Source organism: Microbacterium sp. NPDC089189, assembly GCF_040685095.1.
Lineage (GTDB): Bacteria > Actinomycetota > Actinomycetes > Actinomycetales > Microbacteriaceae > Microbacterium.
In genome coordinates, this window is record NZ_JBFBHG010000010.1 from 15,947 (window position 1) to 32,280 (window position 16,334).

Annotated in this window: 14 protein-coding genes; 7 read left to right on the plus strand and 7 right to left on the minus strand. The window is 66.8% G+C overall.

The annotated features are described in order from the left end of the window. Positions 1–33: 33 nt before the first annotated feature. Together AB0N73_RS07400 and AB0N73_RS07405 are read left to right on the plus strand one after the other, a co-directional pair. Entirely contained in the window at positions 34–1,938 is a 1,905-nt protein-coding gene (locus AB0N73_RS07400) for a glycosyltransferase (protein WP_363561936.1), read from the plus strand. Next, positions 1,935–2,924 (plus strand): glycosyltransferase, encoded by a 990-nt coding sequence (locus tag AB0N73_RS07405; RefSeq protein WP_363561938.1) that lies wholly within the window; start codon positions 1,935–1,937, stop codon positions 2,922–2,924. Before AB0N73_RS07400 ends, AB0N73_RS07405 begins: the two co-directional genes overlap by 4 nt. Here the strand turns inward: AB0N73_RS07405 and AB0N73_RS07410 are convergent. Genes AB0N73_RS07410 through glf form a run of 4 tightly spaced genes read right to left on the minus strand, consistent with a single transcriptional unit; the run spans position 2,909 to position 6,655 of the window. Beyond that, positions 2,909–3,904 (minus strand): acyltransferase, encoded by a 996-nt coding sequence (locus AB0N73_RS07410; RefSeq protein ID WP_363561940.1) that lies wholly within the window; start codon positions 3,902–3,904, stop codon positions 2,909–2,911. The two genes, AB0N73_RS07405 and AB0N73_RS07410, sit on opposite strands and share 16 nt — an antisense overlap. A 55-nt stretch (positions 3,905–3,959) precedes the next feature. Continuing rightward, positions 3,960–4,703, minus strand: a complete 744-nt coding sequence (locus AB0N73_RS07415; protein ID WP_363561942.1) for an ABC transporter ATP-binding protein — start codon at positions 4,701–4,703, stop codon at positions 3,960–3,962. Then, the gene (locus tag AB0N73_RS07420; RefSeq protein WP_363561944.1) at positions 4,703–5,494 is read right to left on the minus strand and encodes an ABC transporter permease; all 792 of its coding nucleotides are present in this window, start codon (positions 5,492–5,494) and stop codon (positions 4,703–4,705) included. Before AB0N73_RS07420 ends, AB0N73_RS07415 begins: the two co-directional genes overlap by 1 nt. A gap of 24 nt (positions 5,495–5,518) precedes the next feature. Then, positions 5,519–6,655, minus strand: a complete 1,137-nt coding sequence (glf, locus tag AB0N73_RS07425) for a UDP-galactopyranose mutase (protein ID WP_363561946.1) — start codon at positions 6,653–6,655, stop codon at positions 5,519–5,521. A gap of 99 nt (positions 6,656–6,754) precedes the next feature. Between glf and AB0N73_RS07430 the strand changes: the two genes are divergently transcribed. After that, positions 6,755–8,773, plus strand: a complete 2,019-nt coding sequence (locus AB0N73_RS07430) for an acyltransferase family protein (RefSeq protein WP_363561948.1) — start codon at positions 6,755–6,757, stop codon at positions 8,771–8,773. Positions 8,774–8,783: 10 nt separating this feature from the next. Here AB0N73_RS07430 and AB0N73_RS07435 read toward each other — a convergent pair whose 3' ends face one another. After that, entirely contained in the window at positions 8,784–9,761 is a 978-nt protein-coding gene (locus AB0N73_RS07435) for a glycosyltransferase domain-containing protein (protein ID WP_363561950.1), read from the minus strand. A gap of 142 nt (positions 9,762–9,903) precedes the next feature. Between AB0N73_RS07435 and AB0N73_RS07440 the strand changes: the two genes are divergently transcribed. Next, complete coding sequence (locus tag AB0N73_RS07440; RefSeq protein ID WP_363561952.1) at positions 9,904–10,863, plus strand: NAD-dependent epimerase/dehydratase family protein; 960 nt, start codon at positions 9,904–9,906, stop codon at positions 10,861–10,863. A gap of 30 nt (positions 10,864–10,893) precedes the next feature. On the opposite strand, the gene AB0N73_RS07445 is transcribed toward AB0N73_RS07440, so the two are convergent. Beyond that, entirely contained in the window at positions 10,894–12,126 is a 1,233-nt protein-coding gene (locus AB0N73_RS07445) for an ABC transporter ATP-binding protein (RefSeq protein WP_363561954.1), read from the minus strand. Position 12,127: 1 nt separating this feature from the next. Beyond that, complete coding sequence (locus AB0N73_RS07450) at positions 12,128–13,045, minus strand: ABC transporter permease (RefSeq protein ID WP_363561956.1); 918 nt, start codon at positions 13,043–13,045, stop codon at positions 12,128–12,130. Positions 13,046–13,163: 118 nt separating this feature from the next. Here AB0N73_RS07450 and AB0N73_RS07455 point away from each other — a divergent pair, with 118 nt between their 5' ends. From AB0N73_RS07455 to AB0N73_RS07465, 3 genes are read left to right on the plus strand one after another with little or no spacing between them, the layout of a single operon-like run. Continuing rightward, positions 13,164–14,054, plus strand: a complete 891-nt coding sequence (locus AB0N73_RS07455) for a glycosyltransferase (RefSeq protein WP_363561958.1) — start codon at positions 13,164–13,166, stop codon at positions 14,052–14,054. Positions 14,055–14,105: 51 nt separating this feature from the next. After that, positions 14,106–15,242, plus strand: a complete 1,137-nt coding sequence (locus AB0N73_RS07460) for an NAD-dependent epimerase/dehydratase family protein (protein ID WP_363561960.1) — start codon at positions 14,106–14,108, stop codon at positions 15,240–15,242. Then, complete coding sequence (locus AB0N73_RS07465; RefSeq protein ID WP_363561962.1) at positions 15,239–16,333, plus strand: acyltransferase; 1,095 nt, start codon at positions 15,239–15,241, stop codon at positions 16,331–16,333. The genes AB0N73_RS07460 and AB0N73_RS07465 overlap by 4 nt, the downstream gene beginning before the upstream one ends. Position 16,334: the final 1 nt, after the last annotated feature.

Genomic DNA, 16,334 nt, shown 5'->3' on the forward strand with positions numbered 1-16,334 from the left:
GCCGAACGAACCGGAGTTCCCTACGTGACGTACGTGCTGCAGAAAGTCGTGTTCCCCACCGAACGCGACCCCGATCTCCTCCCCCTGTACGCCGACCCCGAGACCTGGTCGGTCATCGACGAGGAACCCGTGCGGGTCTCCAGCCGGGCGCAGCTCGGGAACATCCTCGGCCGGACCCGCGCGCGCGTCGTCGCCGGTCGACGCGTGTCGTTCGGCACGTACTTCAACGGATTCCCCGCCTCGTACTGGCAGCACTGGACCGGCGTCCGGCAGGTGCGCCTCACCGTGCGGACGACGGGACCGGCGACCATCCTCGTCTACCGGTCGAACGGCAGCGGCACCAAGCAGCGTCTCGAGACGCGCGAGGTCGAGGGCTCCGCGACGTCGGACTTCGCCCTGACGCTCGATCAGTACAGCGACGGCGGCTGGATCTGGTTCGACATCGCCGCCGACGAGAAGGCCGCGATCTTCGAGGGGGCCGAGTGGACGACCGAGCAGGCGCCCGTCCGCACCGGCAAGGCGTCGATCGGGATCACGACCTACAACAAGCCCGACTACTGCATCGGCACGCTGTCGGCCCTCGCCGAGGCGGAGGACGTGCTCGAGTTGATCGACCGGGTGTTCGTCATCGACCAGGGCACAGAGCGCGTGGACGCGGAACCCGGGTACGACGCCGTGTCGACCGCGCTCGGCGACACGCTCCAGATCATCACGCAGGGAAACCTCGGCGGCTCCGGCGGCTTCGCCCGGGCCATGAGCGAGACCCTCGACCGCCCCGACAGCGACTTCGTTCAGCTGCTCGACGACGACGTGCGCATCGAGCCGGAATCGGTGCGTCGCTCGATCGTTTTCGGTCGGTACGCCTCCACGCCCACGATCGTCGGCGCGCACATGTTCGATCTGCTCGACCGCCCCAAGCTGCACGCCTGGGCCGAGGTCATCGACGAGCAGCCGTTCATGTGGCGTGCGCTCTACCAGGAGGAGCTGCCGCACGATTTCAGCGTCGCGAACCTCCGGCAGACCCCGATGATGCATCAGCGCCTCGACGCCGACTACAACGGCTGGTGGATGTGCCTCATCCCCGTCGACATCATCCGCGAGATCGGCCTGGCACTGCCGGCCTTCATCAAATGGGACGACGCGGAGTACTCGATCCGCGCGCGCGAAGCCGGCTACCCCACGGTCTCGATGCCGGGCGTCGCGCTCTGGCACGTCTCCTGGGTGGGCAAGGACGACTCGATCGACTGGCAGGCCTACTTCCACGCGCGCAACCGGATCGTGTCGGGGCTCCTGCACTCGCGCGCACCCGACGGCGGCACGCTGCTGCGCCACAGCCGTCGGGTCGACCTGAAGCACCTCATGATGATGCAGTACTACCCGGTGGCGCTGCGCCACCGGGCGCTCCGCGACATCCTCTCGGGCCCCGCGCACATGCGCCGCACGCTCGCCACGGCGATGCCGGAGGCGCGTGCGCTGGCGGCGAGCTTCCCCGAGACGGTGGTGCACAAGGACTCCGGCGTCCCGCTGCGTTCGCGCCGCGGACGCCAGGTCTTCGCGTTGCGACGCAACGTGCACGACCTCGACAACCCCACCGGCTGGCGCCTGCGCTGGTTCACCCTCTCGACCCTGGCATCGCACTGGCTCCGCGGCACCGACCCCGCCGGAATCACCGTCCCCGAGGTGGAGTTCGGCAAGGAGGACGCGCACTGGTGGCGCGTCCCGCGGGTCGACAGCGCGCTCGTGAGCGCGGCCAACGGCGCCGGCAAGAACATCTACGTACGCGACCGGGCGGCGTTCCGGCGCATGCTCATCGACAGCGTGCGACTCCACCGGCGACTCCGTCGCCAGTGGGATCGCTTGTCGCGCGACTACCGTGCCGCCGCACCGGAGCTGTCTGCTCGCGAGCAGTGGCGGACGACCTTCGAGGAGAACTCATGACGACCGGCGCGAACACGGATGCCGCGGCGTTCGATCCGGCGACCGCCACGATCGCGGTCGTGACGTACAACCGATCGGCCCTGCTCACGCGCCTGCTGACCAGCATCGGCGCGATGGACCCGAAGCCGGGGCACGTCGTGATCGTCGACAACGCCTCCACCGACGACACCACCGCCGTCGTGGAGTCCTGGCGCGAGAAGCTCGGCACCGAGCTGGTGTACCGCCGCCTCGAGACGAACACCGGAGGCTCCGGCGGGTTCAGCGAGGGTATGCGCGTGGCTTACGAGCTCGGTTCGACGTGGATGTGGCTCATGGACGACGACGTCGAGGTCCTCCCCGACGGGCTCGCACGCATGGGCGCGTGGGCGCCCCGCTTCAAGAGCATCCAGGGCCGCCGTTACGACTACGACGGCAGCGAGTTCTACTGGCAGTACCGCATCGCCGATCGGATGGGGATCCCCATCCCCTTCGCTCCGTCCGGCTTCGGGGCCTCGGGCTACAAGGAGATGAACTCCGGCTGCTTCGAGGGCATGTTCATCCATCGCGACATCGTGGCGAAGATCGGTCTCCCCGACCCGCGGTTCTTCATCTACTGGGACGACCAGCTGTACGGGTGGCTCGCCTCCCGCCTCACGACCTCCGTCATCGTCGACGAGTTCGTGCTGCGACGCACACGCGAGATCAAGCAGTGGGACATGGGCATCCGGCACATGAACGCCTCGAGCGATGCCTACCGCTACTACATCATGCGCAACCGCGCCCACATCAAGCGCTACTACCGGAGCCTCGGTGCGTACAACCCGGTCCTCTTCGGCGCCGGCACCGCTCTGACCTTCGTCAAGGAGCTCATCCGGCTCGTCGTGGTCGAGCGCAAGCTCAAGGGCGCGAGCAACCTGTTCCGCGGACTCCGCGACGGCCGTGTCATCGCGCGCGACCGCACGTGGCAGCCCATGCCCCCGCTGGTGGAGAGTCAGCCGGCGGTGTAGGCCCGACGCCACCTCACGCGCGGGAGGGCGAAGAACGCGTCGACGACGCGGTGGCGCCGCCAGCGTACGAGCAGCACGCCCAGAAGGAAGGGAATGATCACGCCGAGTCCGACGTGCAGCTGCCACTGACGCAGCGCCAGCACGGCGAGCATCTGGGCGATGAGGATCTGCACCGGGAAGTGGACGAGGTAGAACACGATCGAGTTCCGCCCCAGATACGACACGAGCCGGGTCGCGCCCGACGGCAGGCGCCGTGCGATGAGGATGAGCCCGCCGATTCCGATCACCGTGAGCGGCGCGTACATCAACTCTTCCCGACGCAGCGGCACGAGGAAGACCGCACCGTGCTGCTGGGCGATGTAGGCGGCCGAAAGCGCGATGGCTGCCACAGCACCCACGATCACCCACACCAGTCGGTCCAGGCGCAATGCCCATGAGCGGTACTGCCAGATCGCGCTCCCCGCGAAGAAGTACCCGGCGTAGAGGAACAGATCGGTGATCACCGGATCCGGCGCCACGTGCGAGACGGCCCAGGCGAGAATCGGCACAACCCACACGGGCACTCGCGTAAGAAGCGGCGCCACCAAGAAGTACAGGGTGAGGTAGCTCAAGTACCAGAGCCAACTCGTCGCGAACCACTCGTACCAGGCAGGCGCAACCGGGGGCCACGTCACGAGCCAGTAGATGCTCACCCACACGAGGTAGGGCCAGACGAGGTTGCGCAGCTTGCCCAGGTAGTAGACCGAACGCGACTTCCGCAACGAGCGCGACAACAACATGCCGGACAGGATGAAGAGCATCGGCATCCGGTAGGGAAGCAGCGCTGCGTTCACATCGTCCAGAAGCTGCGGTGTCTTGACGTCGGAGAGCATCGAGGCGAGGTTCACCGAATGCACCAGCAGCACGCCGAGAATCGCTACGCCGCGCAGCACGTCCATCCATCCATGCCGAGCGGTCGGCGTCAGCGAGGGTGAGGACATAGCGGCACGACCTTACCCGACGGCGCGATCGCGATCACAACCGAGCGTCCGCGCCTCAGCTGGCGGCGTAGTCCGAGTTGTACCGATCGAGCACCTCGGCGATGGGGGCATCGAGAGCGAGAGCGCCCTTGTCGAGGTAGAGGCCCCGGGTGCAGAAGCGGCGCAGGTCCTTCTCGTTGTGACTGACGAAGAACAGCGTGCGCCCCTCGGCGAGCAGCTCGTCGATGCGCCGGTAGCACTTCTCGCGGAACGCCTTGTCGCCGACGGCGAGCACCTCGTCGACCAGGAGGACGGGCTCCTCGAGCTGCGAGACCACGGCGAAGGCGAGGCGCACCTTCATCCCGTTCGACAGGTGCTTGTAGGGCGTGTCGACGAAGTCGTGCAGCTCGGCGAAGTCGATGATGCCGTCGAAACGACGGGTGACCTCGGCGCGGCTCATGCCGTGGAGCCCCGAGGTGAGGCGCACGTTCTCGCGCACCGTGAGATCCCCTACGAAGCCTCCGGTGATCTCGATGAGGGGCGCGACCCCGCCGTTCACCGTTACCCGGCCCTCATCCGGGAGCAGCACCCCGGCCACGAGCTTCAGCAGCGTGGACTTGCCCTGCCCGTTGCGCCCCACGACCCCGATCGACTCCCCGCGCTGCACCGAGAACGAGACGTCGCGCAACGCCCAGAACTCGTTCGGCCGCGAACGCCGGGAGGCGCCGCCGAAGAGATCCTTCAGGCTCCGGCGTCCGCGCCGGTTGCGGCGGAAGCGGACGCCGAGCTCGCGCACGACGATGGCCGGGCTCTCGGTCATCACAGCTCCTTCAGAACGGGACGCTCGAGGCGGCGGAAGACGACGAGCCCGAGAGCCAGGACGAGCAGGCTCACCACCGCGCCGACCACCACCGAGAGCGTGTCCCACTGGTCCGGGAAGAAGCCGGCCCGGTACAGCGTGAAGATGCCCGCCAGCGGGTTGAACGCCGCGATGTCACGGAACCCCCCGGGCAGGTCGGCGACGCCGTAGATGATGGGCGAGGCGTAGAAGAGCGCCCGGAGGATGAGGCGCGTGGTGCGCTCGAGATCGCCCCAGAGCACGCACAACGGAGCGACGATGAGGCCGAGGCCGACCAGCAGCGCCACCTGCAGGATGACGGCGACCGGGAAGAGCAGGAGGCCCCATCCGACGGTCGCCCCGGAGAAGACGGCGAACAACGCCAGGACGGGCAACGAGAACAGGAACTCGATGCCCTTGCTGAGGACGATGCGGTTCACCCAGATGGACCGCGGGATCGCCGTGGACCGCACGAGCCGGGCGTCCTTGTTGAACGCACGGGTGAAGTCGGTGACGGCGGAGTTGAACCACACCCAGGGCAGCAGCGCCGTGATGAGGAAGACGATGTACGGTTCCTCGCCGACGCCGCGCCCGAAGACCTGCGTGAAGACGAACCAGTAGATGCCGCTCATGACGAGCGGGTCGAGAACCGACCAGAGGTAGCCGAGAGCGCTCGTCGAGTAGCGCACGCGCAGATCCCGCGCGGACAGCAGCCACAGCGAGTGGAGATAGCGGCGGGGGGTCCCCGGCGCGCCGACGGCGGCTGTGGTCATCCTCGTAAGTCTAGGGGCGCCCAGTCAGGCGAGGTGGTTGTTCCACATCGAGAGCGCGGAGCCGATCGCCATGTGCATGTCGAGGTACTGGTACGTCCCGAGGCGCCCGCCGAAGTGCACGTCCTTCTCGCCGCGCTGCAGATCGCGGTAGGCGAGGACGCCGGCGCGGTCGTCGGGGGTGTTGACCGGGTAGTAGGGCTCGTCGTCCTTCGTCGCGAACCGGGAGAACTCCCGCACGATCACGGTCTTGTCTGTCGGGTAGCGGTCCGCGCGCTCCGGGTGGAAGTGCTTGAACTCGTGGATGCGGGTGTACGGGACATCCGCATCGGCGTAGTTCATGACGCTGGTGCCCTGGAAGTCGCCGATGTCGAGGACCTCCTGCTCGAAGTCGAGCGTGCGCCACGAGAGCTCCCCCGCGGCGAAATCGAAGTACCGGTCGACCGGACCGGTGTAGACGACCGGGACCTGCCCGACGGTGGCGGACTTGTTCAACGGCTGCGACGCATCGAAGTAGTCGACGTTCAGCTTCACGTCGATGTTCGGGTGATCGGCCATCCGCTCCAGCCACGCGGTGTACCCGTCGACGGGCAGGCCCTCCCAGGTGTCGTTGAAGTAGCGGTTGTCGTACGTGTAACGCACGGGCAGGCGCGAGATGATCTCGGCCGGGAGGTCGGTGGGATCGGTCTGCCACTGCTTCGCGGTGTAGTCCCGGATGAACGCCTCGTAGAGGGGACGCCCGATCAGTCCGACGCCGCGCTCCTCGAGGTTCTGCGCCTTCTTGGGATCGAACTCCCCCGCCAGCTCGTGGACCAGCGCCCGAGCCTCGTCGGGCGTGTACGCGGACTGGAAGAACTGATTGATGGTGCCGAGATTGATGGGCAGGGGGAACACGACGCCCTTGTGCGTCGTGTAGACGCGGTGCACGTAGTTCGTGAAGGCCGTGAACCGGTTGACGTACTCCCACACGGTCGCGTTCGAGGTGTGGAACAGGTGCGCGCCGTACTTGTGCACCTCGATTCCCGTGGCCGGGTCGTCCTCCGTGTAGGCGTTGCCGCCGATGTGGTGACGCCGGTCGATGACGGTCACCTTCCGCCCCGCGGCGGCGGCGCGTTCCGCGATGGTGAGGCCGAAGAAACCGGAGCCGACGATGAGGAGATCCATGGAGCTGACTTGCCTTCCCGGAGAGTGGAGGTTGTTATCGCACTCTTCGCACGCGTCATCACGTGGCGAGCGATGACTGTCGGGTTAGGATATCGCGTCATGTCTCATCGGCTCAGCCGTCCGGAAGGCGCGCTGCCTCGACCGGACATCCAGGTGTTGCGTGCCTTCGCCGTGCTCGGAGTACTGATCTACCATCTCTGGCCGACACGACTGCCCGGAGGCTTCGTCGGCGTCGATGTGTTCTTCGTCGTCTCGGGCTTCCTCATCACGTCGCACCTCCTGACGAGCGCCCAGAGGCCCACCGGTTTCCACATCGGGCGCTTCTGGGCCAAACGCGCGCGCCGCCTGCTCCCTCTCGCCGGCGTCGTGCTGCTCGCCACCGTCGTCGCCGCCTTCCTCTTCATGCCGGCGTCGTCGTGGACGTCGACACTGCGCAACGCGATAGCGTCCGCTCTCTACGGACAGAACTGGCTGCTCGCCGCCGACTCGGTCAACTACCTCACCCGCGATGACACGCCGCCCCCGACGCAGCATTTCTGGTCGCTCTCGGTCGAAGAGCAGTTCTACATCGTGTGGCCGCTCCTCCTGCTCGTCGCCATCGCCTTCGCACGCCGACCGGGGCGGGCGGCACCGAGCGATGCCGCCGTCGTCGCGACGCGGGTGCGGCGGTACGCCCTCGCCATCATCGCTGCCGTCTTCGTCGCGTCCCTCGCGTACTCGGTGCTGCTCACGCCGAAGGATCCCGGACTCGCCTACTTCGCGACGACCACGCGAGCGTGGGAGTTCGCCGCGGGCGGACTCGTCGCGTTCTTCGTGCCGTCCACGAGGGAGCCGTCACCGCGCAGCCGTCGCGGTGTGCTCGTCAGGGTCTCGGCCGCGTGGATCGGGTACGCAGGCATCGTCGCGACGATGGTTCTGCTGCCGACCGACGCCCCGTTCCCCGGCTGGATCGCCCTGATCCCCGTCCTCGCAACGGTCGCCTGCCTCGCGGCGGGCGATTCTGGACGCGTGTTCGCGCCCACGGCCCTTGCGCGCCTGCGACCGGTGACGTACCTGGGCGATATCTCCTATGGCGTGTACCTGTGGCACTGGCCGCTCATCGTGATCCTCACGACGGTGATCGGCCCCCTTTCGGCGGCGGTCAAGATCGCCGTCATCGCCGCCGCGATCGCCCTTGCGGCTCTGTCTAAGATCACGGTCGAGGATCCCTTCCGATTCGGCCGGATGTGGGCAACGCCGTGGTGGCGCGGCTTCATCCCGGCGGCCGTGTCCATCGTCGCCGTGGTCGCCGTTGCGGGAGCCGGCATGGTCGCCCTCCGTGCCCCCGCACCCCAGCCGGCGGCTGCGTCGGAGAACTGGTCGGCGGGAATGGCGGTCGATCCCGGCGCAGCTCTGGTGCCGAGCGTCGCGACGCGCCTGGAGGACAAGTCGGGGATGTACGACTGCTTCGACCTCACGCACACCGAGGGACACTCCTGTTCGTACGGTGATGCGGACGCACCGACGCGCGTCGCGGTCGCAGGCGACTCCCACGCGGCGATGTACCTCCCCGCTCTCCGCGGCATCGCGGAGGAACGCGGGTGGCGACTCGACACTTTCGTCGGCGTCTCCTGCGACGACGCGTTCCGCGAGGGCTGCGCAGACGGCGAGATGTTCGCGCAACGCTTGCTCGACGGCGAGTACGACCTCGTCCTCGTCTCGAGTTACCGCTCCTCGCAGACTCCGTCAGAGGACGTCCACGCGTACTGGCGCACGCTGGTCGAAGGCGGAGTGCCACTCGTCCCCATCGTCGATGTGCCGTCCGTCACCGAGACCGCATATCGCTGCATCGACGACAGCGGCGGCGATGCTGCGGCGGCGTCCCTCTGCACGGTGCCTCGCGAGGAGGCGCTGCAACTGCCGCCGGATCGTGTGGGCCCGATCGCGACCGAACTCGGCCTCGCTCCGATCGACCCGACCGCGGTCCTGTGCGGAGCAGACGACTGCCCCCAGGTGATCGGCAACACGATCGTCTATCAGGACCTCAACGCGCATCTGACGACGACTGCCGTCTTCGCCATTCGGCCGTGGCTGGAGAAGCAGCTCGACGACCGTCTCGCCGTCGCCGCTGCCCCCTAGAGACGATCGCTCAGCGCTCCTTGCGGAACAGCACCTCACGCGCGTTGGCGAACGCGCCCCGGCGCGTGTCCAGGTCCGCGAGTCGCCGATCCCGTTCGCGCACCTCGCCCCGCATCTGCTCGATGATGTCGGCGAGCTGTTCGCGGTCGGCGTCCCCCTCCTCGATCCGGGTCTCGAGCTGCGCGTGATGCGCGCGCATCTCCTCGATCGTCGCCGGATCGCGTTCCGCGAGCGTCGCCTCCAACTCCGCGATCCGTGCGTGCGCACGACGCAGCTCCGCGACCATCGGGCCGGTCGGCAACGCCGCCGCCTTACCCAGAGCGATCTTGCGCGAGACCAGGACGGGCCACTCGTGATGCGTCGACACGTAGTTGTCGAGTTCGATGCTGCGGTAGGTCGCTCCGCCGTGCAGGAGGGCGACCATGAGCGAGAGCTGGTCGCGCCGGGAGTACCGCAGCACATGATCGAACCAGAGGCGCATCGCACCCGCGACAGCGGGCGTTCGACGCCGTGCGATCATCCCGCCCCAGTGCGGACGCGCATCGAGGACCTCCGGATACGCGATCGAATAGTCGATGAGCTGCTCGTGGACACGCGCCCGATCGTCGTAGTTGAGCCGGACGACCTCGTCGAACTCATCCAGGACGGTCTCGCGGAAGCTGTGTTGCGCCAGCGCCATGTCGGTGCCGTCACCGAGCCACTCAGCGAGGATGTCCTCCGGCCGACTCTTCAGCCGCACCGTGGCGTCGATGCAGAGCGTCGCTTCGTACTGCTCCAGACGCGGATCACCGAGGATCTTGACGACCCGAGAGCTGCGGTGGATGTCCTGCGGGAATCGAGGATCGACGAGCTCGATGCGCCATGTGTCACTGGTCAGGTCGGGGTCGTCCGTGAAGCAGATGAAGTCCGCGTCGCTCTCAGCTCGCACCGGCTGCGCGAGCAGCGCATCGTATCCGCCCAATAGGACGGTGTATACGCACACGGACATGATGACCTTCTCCCTCGGCCCGGCGGCCGCGCGGACTCTCTAGCGTACCGACAGGACACGGCTCGACGACCACTGCGGCCGGGCCGGGCTCGTCGCCGTGCGTGCGCACCGCCGGTAGGCTGGTAGACCGAATCGAGGTCGTATGAGCATGCTAGTCACCGGCGCCGCCGGTTTCATCGGAAGCACTCTGGTGCGCCGCCTCCTGGCCGATGGGCAAGTCGTCATCGGCATCGACAGCCTGACGGACTACTACGATCCTTCCCTGAAGCGCTCGAATCTGGATGCCCTGTCGCACCCCGCTTTCACGTTCCTGCGGGCGGACATCAACTCATCGAATCTGCCCGAGCTACTCGATGGTGTCGACGTCGTCTTCCATCTCGCCGGGCAGCCCGGCGTGCGTCGATCGTGGGGCGAGGAGTTCCAGGAGTACATCGACGCGAACATCGCCGCGACGCAGAAGCTGCTCGAGGCCATGAGGAGCCTGCCGCGACCGCCTCGGCTCGTCTACGCGTCCTCCTCCTCGATCTACGGTGATGCCGAGTCCTACCCCACCGGGGAGACAGCCAGTCCCCGTCCGCGCAGCCCCTATGGGGTCACGAAGCTCGCCGCCGAGCACCTGTGCCGGTTGTACGCCGCCGACTTCGGTTTGCATACCGTGTCACTGCGCTTCTTCACGGTCTACGGGCCAGGACAACGTCCCGACATGGCGTTCACGAGGTTCCTGCGCGCCGCCGTCGAGGCGACGCCCATCACGCTCTATGGAACCGGTGAGCAGGTGCGGGACTTCACCTACGTGGACGACATCGTGGACGCGGTGGTGCGAGCGGGCACGCTCGAGGTCGCTGCGGGATCGGTCTACAACGTCTCCGGAGGAGGCAGTCACTCCGTGAACGAGGTGCTCGACGTCGTTCGCCGTCTCGTGGACCACGATCTCGTCATCGATCGGCAGGCCCGGGCCGCGGGAGACGTGCTGCGCACCGGCGCCGACATCTCCGCCATCACCCGTGACCTCGGCTGGCGTCCACGCTTCGATCTCGAGAGCGGCCTACGTGCACAGCTCGCCTGGGTGCGGGCCACGAGCGTCGCGGGGCCCGGCGTCTGACCGGCGAGGGCGACACACCGGGCTCACCGGTCAGTTGCTCTGGACACGCGGCTTCGCGTAGATGGTGCCGGTCTGACGGAACTCCAGCGGGACGAAGAAGGTGAGCGCCTGCCAGCGGATGTCGTACTCCCCCTCATCTTCGTCGGCGATCTTGACGTTGACGAAGTACTGCCCGCCTGCGATGTTCAAACTCGGGATGGTGTAGCGCACGGTGGCGGGCCCGGCCGCCGTAGGCCCGTGCGGCGCGTCCAGGCGGCGCGTCCCGGTGCCGAAGACCAGCTGACCGTGGGGCGTGTCGATGCTGATGCTCGACTGCCACCGCTCGACGGGGAACGGGAAATCGGCCGCGACTTCGATGACGAGGTCCTCACCGGGAATCACGTCGTCGGACGATCCCCGACCGACGATCCGGACATCGCTGATCGTGGGGCGTTGCGCCGGCGCTTCTTCCTCGTCCGCGGCCGCGGAGTCCAGGATCTCCTTCCGACGCCCCTCCAGGATCTCGCGGTGAACGCGCGTGGCATCCGCTGCGCTCCCGATGAAGGCGATCTCGCCATTGCCCAGGACGACACCCTGATCGCAGATCTCCATCACCTGGTCCGCGGAATGCGAGACCAGGATGATCGTCCGGCCTTCACGCTGGAACTGATGGATCTTGTCCATGCACTTTCGCTGGAATGCCTCATCCCCGACGGCGAGCACCTCGTCGACGAGCAGGAGGTCGGGGTCCGTGTGGACGGCGACGGCGAAGGCGAGTCGGACGTACATGCCGGACGAATAGAACTTCACCTGCGTGTCGATGAACTCCCCGATTTCGGAGAAGGCGACGATGCTGTCGAACTGCGCGTCGGTCTCGGTCTTGCTCAGACCGAGCAACGCGGCGTTGAGGTACACGTTGTCGCGCCCGGACAGATCGGGGTGGAAACCCGCGCCGAGCTCGAGCAGCGCAGCCATCCGCCCGCGCCGGAGGACACGCCCTTGGGACGGCTCGATGATGCCGCCGATGATCTTGAGCAGTGTGCTCTTGCCGGATCCGTTCGGACCCATCAGACCGATCGTGGTGCCTGCAGGAATGCGCAGCGAGACGTCGCGGAGACTGTCGAAGATCTCGCGGTGGGTCCGGCCCCGGCGCCCGAGTGTGACGACGCGCTCTTTGAGCGAGTTGTCCTTGCGGATCACGAAGTGTTTGGAGACGTTCTCCACCAGAACGACGTCAGGACCGACCGTCTCTTGGACGTTGCCGTTGTCATTGCTCGTCGTCACGTCACAGCTCCTGTGCGAAGTTGCCCTGCAGACGAGCGAAGACGCGCTGGCAGACCCAGACGAGCGCGGCGCCCACGAGCAGAGCGATGATCATCCGCAGCGACAGATCTGCGGGGTAGTCGGCCGGCGTTCCGTCGATCCAGAAAGCCCGGTGGAACCCGAGGACGGCCAATGTGAGCGGATTGTTCGTGTACACCTCGAGCAGCCAGGCGGGGAACCCGAAGCGGTCGAAGACGTCGTTCACCATCGTCCAGCCGTAGACGATGGGCGACGCCCACATCGCGAGCATCAAGAGCACCTGAGTCAGGTACTGGACGTCACGGAGGTAGACGTTGAGCGCGGAGAGCAGAAGGCCCAGGGCGAGCGCGTAGACCACGATCAAGAGCACCGACGGGATGAAGTAGAGCAGACCGGGGGTGAACGGAGCGGCCCCCAGGACGATGCATCCGACGAGAAGCACGCACAGCTGCACCGAGAAGGTGAAGAGGGACGATCCCAGCGCGGAGAGCGGGAAGACCTCCCGTGGCACGTAGACCTTCTTGACCAGACCCGCGTTCGTCACGACCGATGCGGTCGAACTGGACAACGTCTCGCTGAAGAGCCCGTAGATCGTCAAGCCGGAGAACACATAGATGGCGAAGTTCTCGATGCCCCGCGCGGCACCCAGGAACTGACCCATCACGACGTAGTAGACCGTCAGCTGCACGATGGGATTGATGAGGGTCCAGAGAAGGCCGAGGACGCTGTCCTTGTACCGCGCCTTGATATCGCGTCGGATGAGCCGTCCGAGGAGCTGCCGCTGGCTGGCGACCTCGCTGATCGAACGACCGAATCCACGAAACAGCGTCTGCGTCGAGGACACCTGCTTCAGCGGGAGCGCGGACAGCCGCTCGTAACGTCGGAGAGCACTGTCACTCATCGGATGCTCTCATTTCTACGTTCCTGACACACCAGCGCTCGATGATACAGGGGCGCACGTGGGAATCCACCCAGGGTCGGGCCGAACAAGAGGTCGGATCCTCCGTACGCTGGAGCCGATGACTACCCTCGAGATCTTCATCCCCTTCTGGGGACCGCCGGAGCTGTTCACTCAGACCGTGAACTCGGTCCTGGCACAATCGGACGGCGACTGGCGGCTGACCGTGCTCGATGACCATTACCCCGACGTCGCGCCCGGTCGCTGGGTGGAGTCGCTCGACGACCCGCGAATCTCCTACGTCCGCCACCCGGTCAACATCGGTATCACCGAGAACTACCGGGAGGCGGTGCGGAGATCCACCTCCGACCACCTCGTCCTGCTCGGATGCGATGATCTCCTGCACCCGAACTACGTGGAGGTCGTGAAGCGCGTCGCACGCGCCGTTCCGGATGCGGACGTGATCGCACCCGGAGTGACGGTCATCGATGAGCACGGCCACGAGATCCTCCCTTTGGCCGACCGCGTGAAGCAGAAGATCCTGACACCGCGCGGCGCCGGCATCGCCGTCCTGCGGGGAGAGCGCATGGCGACGAGCCTCATCCGGGGCGATTGGCTCTACTGGCCGGCACTCGCCTTCCGGACGCAGACGCTCCGCGCCACGCCGTTCCGCGACGGGCTGCCCATCATCCAGGACCTGGCTGTCCTCATGGACATCGCGTTCGCCGACGGCTCGCTCGCCTTCACCCCGACCACGGCGTTCTCCTATCGCCGGTACGGAGGGTCCGCCTCGCAGCGGACCTTGGTCGATGGCTCCCGGTTCCGTGATGAACGGCGCTTCTACCGGGATGCCGCCGAAGCGGCGGACAAGCGGGGCTGGCGCCGTACCGCCCGCACGGCGCGCCTGCGCATCCTTTCCCGCCTGCATGCGGCGACGGAGATCCCTGCGCTCCTCCGGCACCGTTCGCGCGCCGGGCTAGACTCAGCGCTGGCCCACGTTTTCGCACCGTGACCGTCCCCGTCCTTCGTGGTGCCATCCCGCTTTCAGCCACCTGGAGACCCGATGCCTGAACACGTCCTCATCACCGGCGGCGCCGGTTTCATCGGAACCCGACTCGCACGACGCTTCGCCGACGACGGTCACTCGGTGACGGTGCTGGACGCGCTGATTCCGCAGGTGCACGGTGACGACCCCGCAACCACGTCCCCGCTCCTCGCCTCGCTCGACGGCGTTGCGGAGGTGATCGAGGGCTCCGTGACGGAGAAGTCTCATCTGCGACAGGCACTGTCCGATGCGACCGTGGTCGTCCATCTCGCTGCGGAGACCGGCACGGGCCAATCGATGTACGAGATCGATCGCTACACGGAGACCAACGTCGGCGGCACCGCGAAGCTCCTCGACATCCTGGCGAACGAGGACAACTCCGTGCATCGGATCGTCGTGGCGTCCTCGCGTTCCATCTACGGAGAGGGCTCCTACCGCACCGAAGACGGCAGGATCGTTCATCCGCCGCACCGCGAGGACGCCGCCATGGCGGCCGGAGACTTCGACGTGCACATGCTGGGCGAAGGGCCTCTCGAGGTCGTCCCCACCGACGAGACGGCGAAACTGCACCCCTCCTCGGTGTACGGCATCACGAAGCAGATGCAGGAATCTCTCGTCCTGACCGTCGCGCCCACCCTCGGAATCGAGGCTGTCGCGCTTCGCTACCAGAACGTCTACGGCCCCGGCCAGTCGCTGAAGAACCCGTACACGGGCATCCTGTCGATCTTCTCCACCCTGATCCGCCAGGGCAAGGACATCAACATCTTCGAGGACGGACTCGAATCGCGGGACTTCGTCTTCATCGACGACGTCGTCGAGGCCACCTACCTCGCAGCGACGAGCGCCGCCGCCGCAGGCGGCATCTTCAATGTCGGTTCCGGCGTGCCCACCACGGTCCATCAGGTCGTCGAGGCTCTGTTCGCGGCGTTCGGAACCACCGTCCCTACTCGCGTCTCGGGTAACTATCGACTCGGAGACATCCGCCACAACGTCGCCGACACGACCCGGCTGAAGGAGCGGCTCGGGTTCACGCCGTCGGTGACCTTCGACCGTGGCGTCGCGCAGTTCGTCGAATGGGTTCGCACCGAGCCCGTGGAGGCAGGCGGATACGAGCGTTCGCTGGCGGAGATGTCGTCGCGAAATCTCCTGAAGTGACCTCTGCGCTCAGGGCACCGTTCCCGTACCGGCGCAACAGCCTGAATCTCTTCCGACTCGTGCTTGCGGCCCTTGTGCTGTACGCACACGCGTTCTACCTCGCGGGCATGGACGGCAACCCCAGCTTCAACGGCGAGCATCTCGGCGGATGGGCGGTGTCGGGCTTCTTCGTCATCAGCGGCTTCCTGATCACGCGCAGTCGATTCCGCACGTCCGCCGGGTCGTATCTCGTGCACCGGATCGCCCGTATCTTCCCCGCGTTCCTCGCCTGCCTGGTCGTCACGGCGTTCGTGTTCGCACCGGTCGCGCTCGTCATGAGCCAGGGCGATCTGGATGGATTCCTCAGCACCGCACCGACCCCGCTCCAGTACGTGTGGGGCAACATCGCGCTGTACGTGAAGCAGTACAGCATCGGGGCGACGCTGACGGGCATCCCCTATCCGGATGCGTGGAACGGCTCGCTCTGGACCCTCTACTTCGAGTTCTTCTGCTACTCGATCACCTGGGTCCTGGGCTTTCTCGCAATCTACCGCCGGTCTGTGGTCGCGGTCGGAATCGTCTGGGTCCTCGGCGTTCTGCTGCGGGTCATCACCGGGGCCGGGATCATGGGCGGGCTGGACGACGACTTCGCGCAGATGGCGCGTCTGTTCCCGTTCTTCGCCGGGGGCGCCCTCATCTACATGGTCGTCGACCGTTGGGGCCTGGACCGACGCGTGGGCATCGCCTGCATCCCCATCGCCGGCGCGCTCATGGTCTTCGTGCCCACCGTGGGGGGTCAGCTCGCCGCGCCCGCGCTTGCGTACGCCCTGCTGTTCCTGTCGACGGTGATTCCGCAGCCCGGCTGGATCGCCCGAAACGACGTGTCGTACGGCTTCTACATCTACGCGTGGCCGGTGCAGCAACTCACCGTCGTCGCGGGGGCGTTGAGCCTCGGGTTTCCCGCTTACCTTGCCATCACCGCCCTCATCACCTTCGGCTTGGCATGGCTGAGCTGGGTGCTGGTGGAGCGTCCGATCATGATGCGGGTCCGCAGCAGCGGGGAACGCCCCGGTGACATCCAGCCGGTGGCCGCGCCGAGCGCGCTCGCCTGAA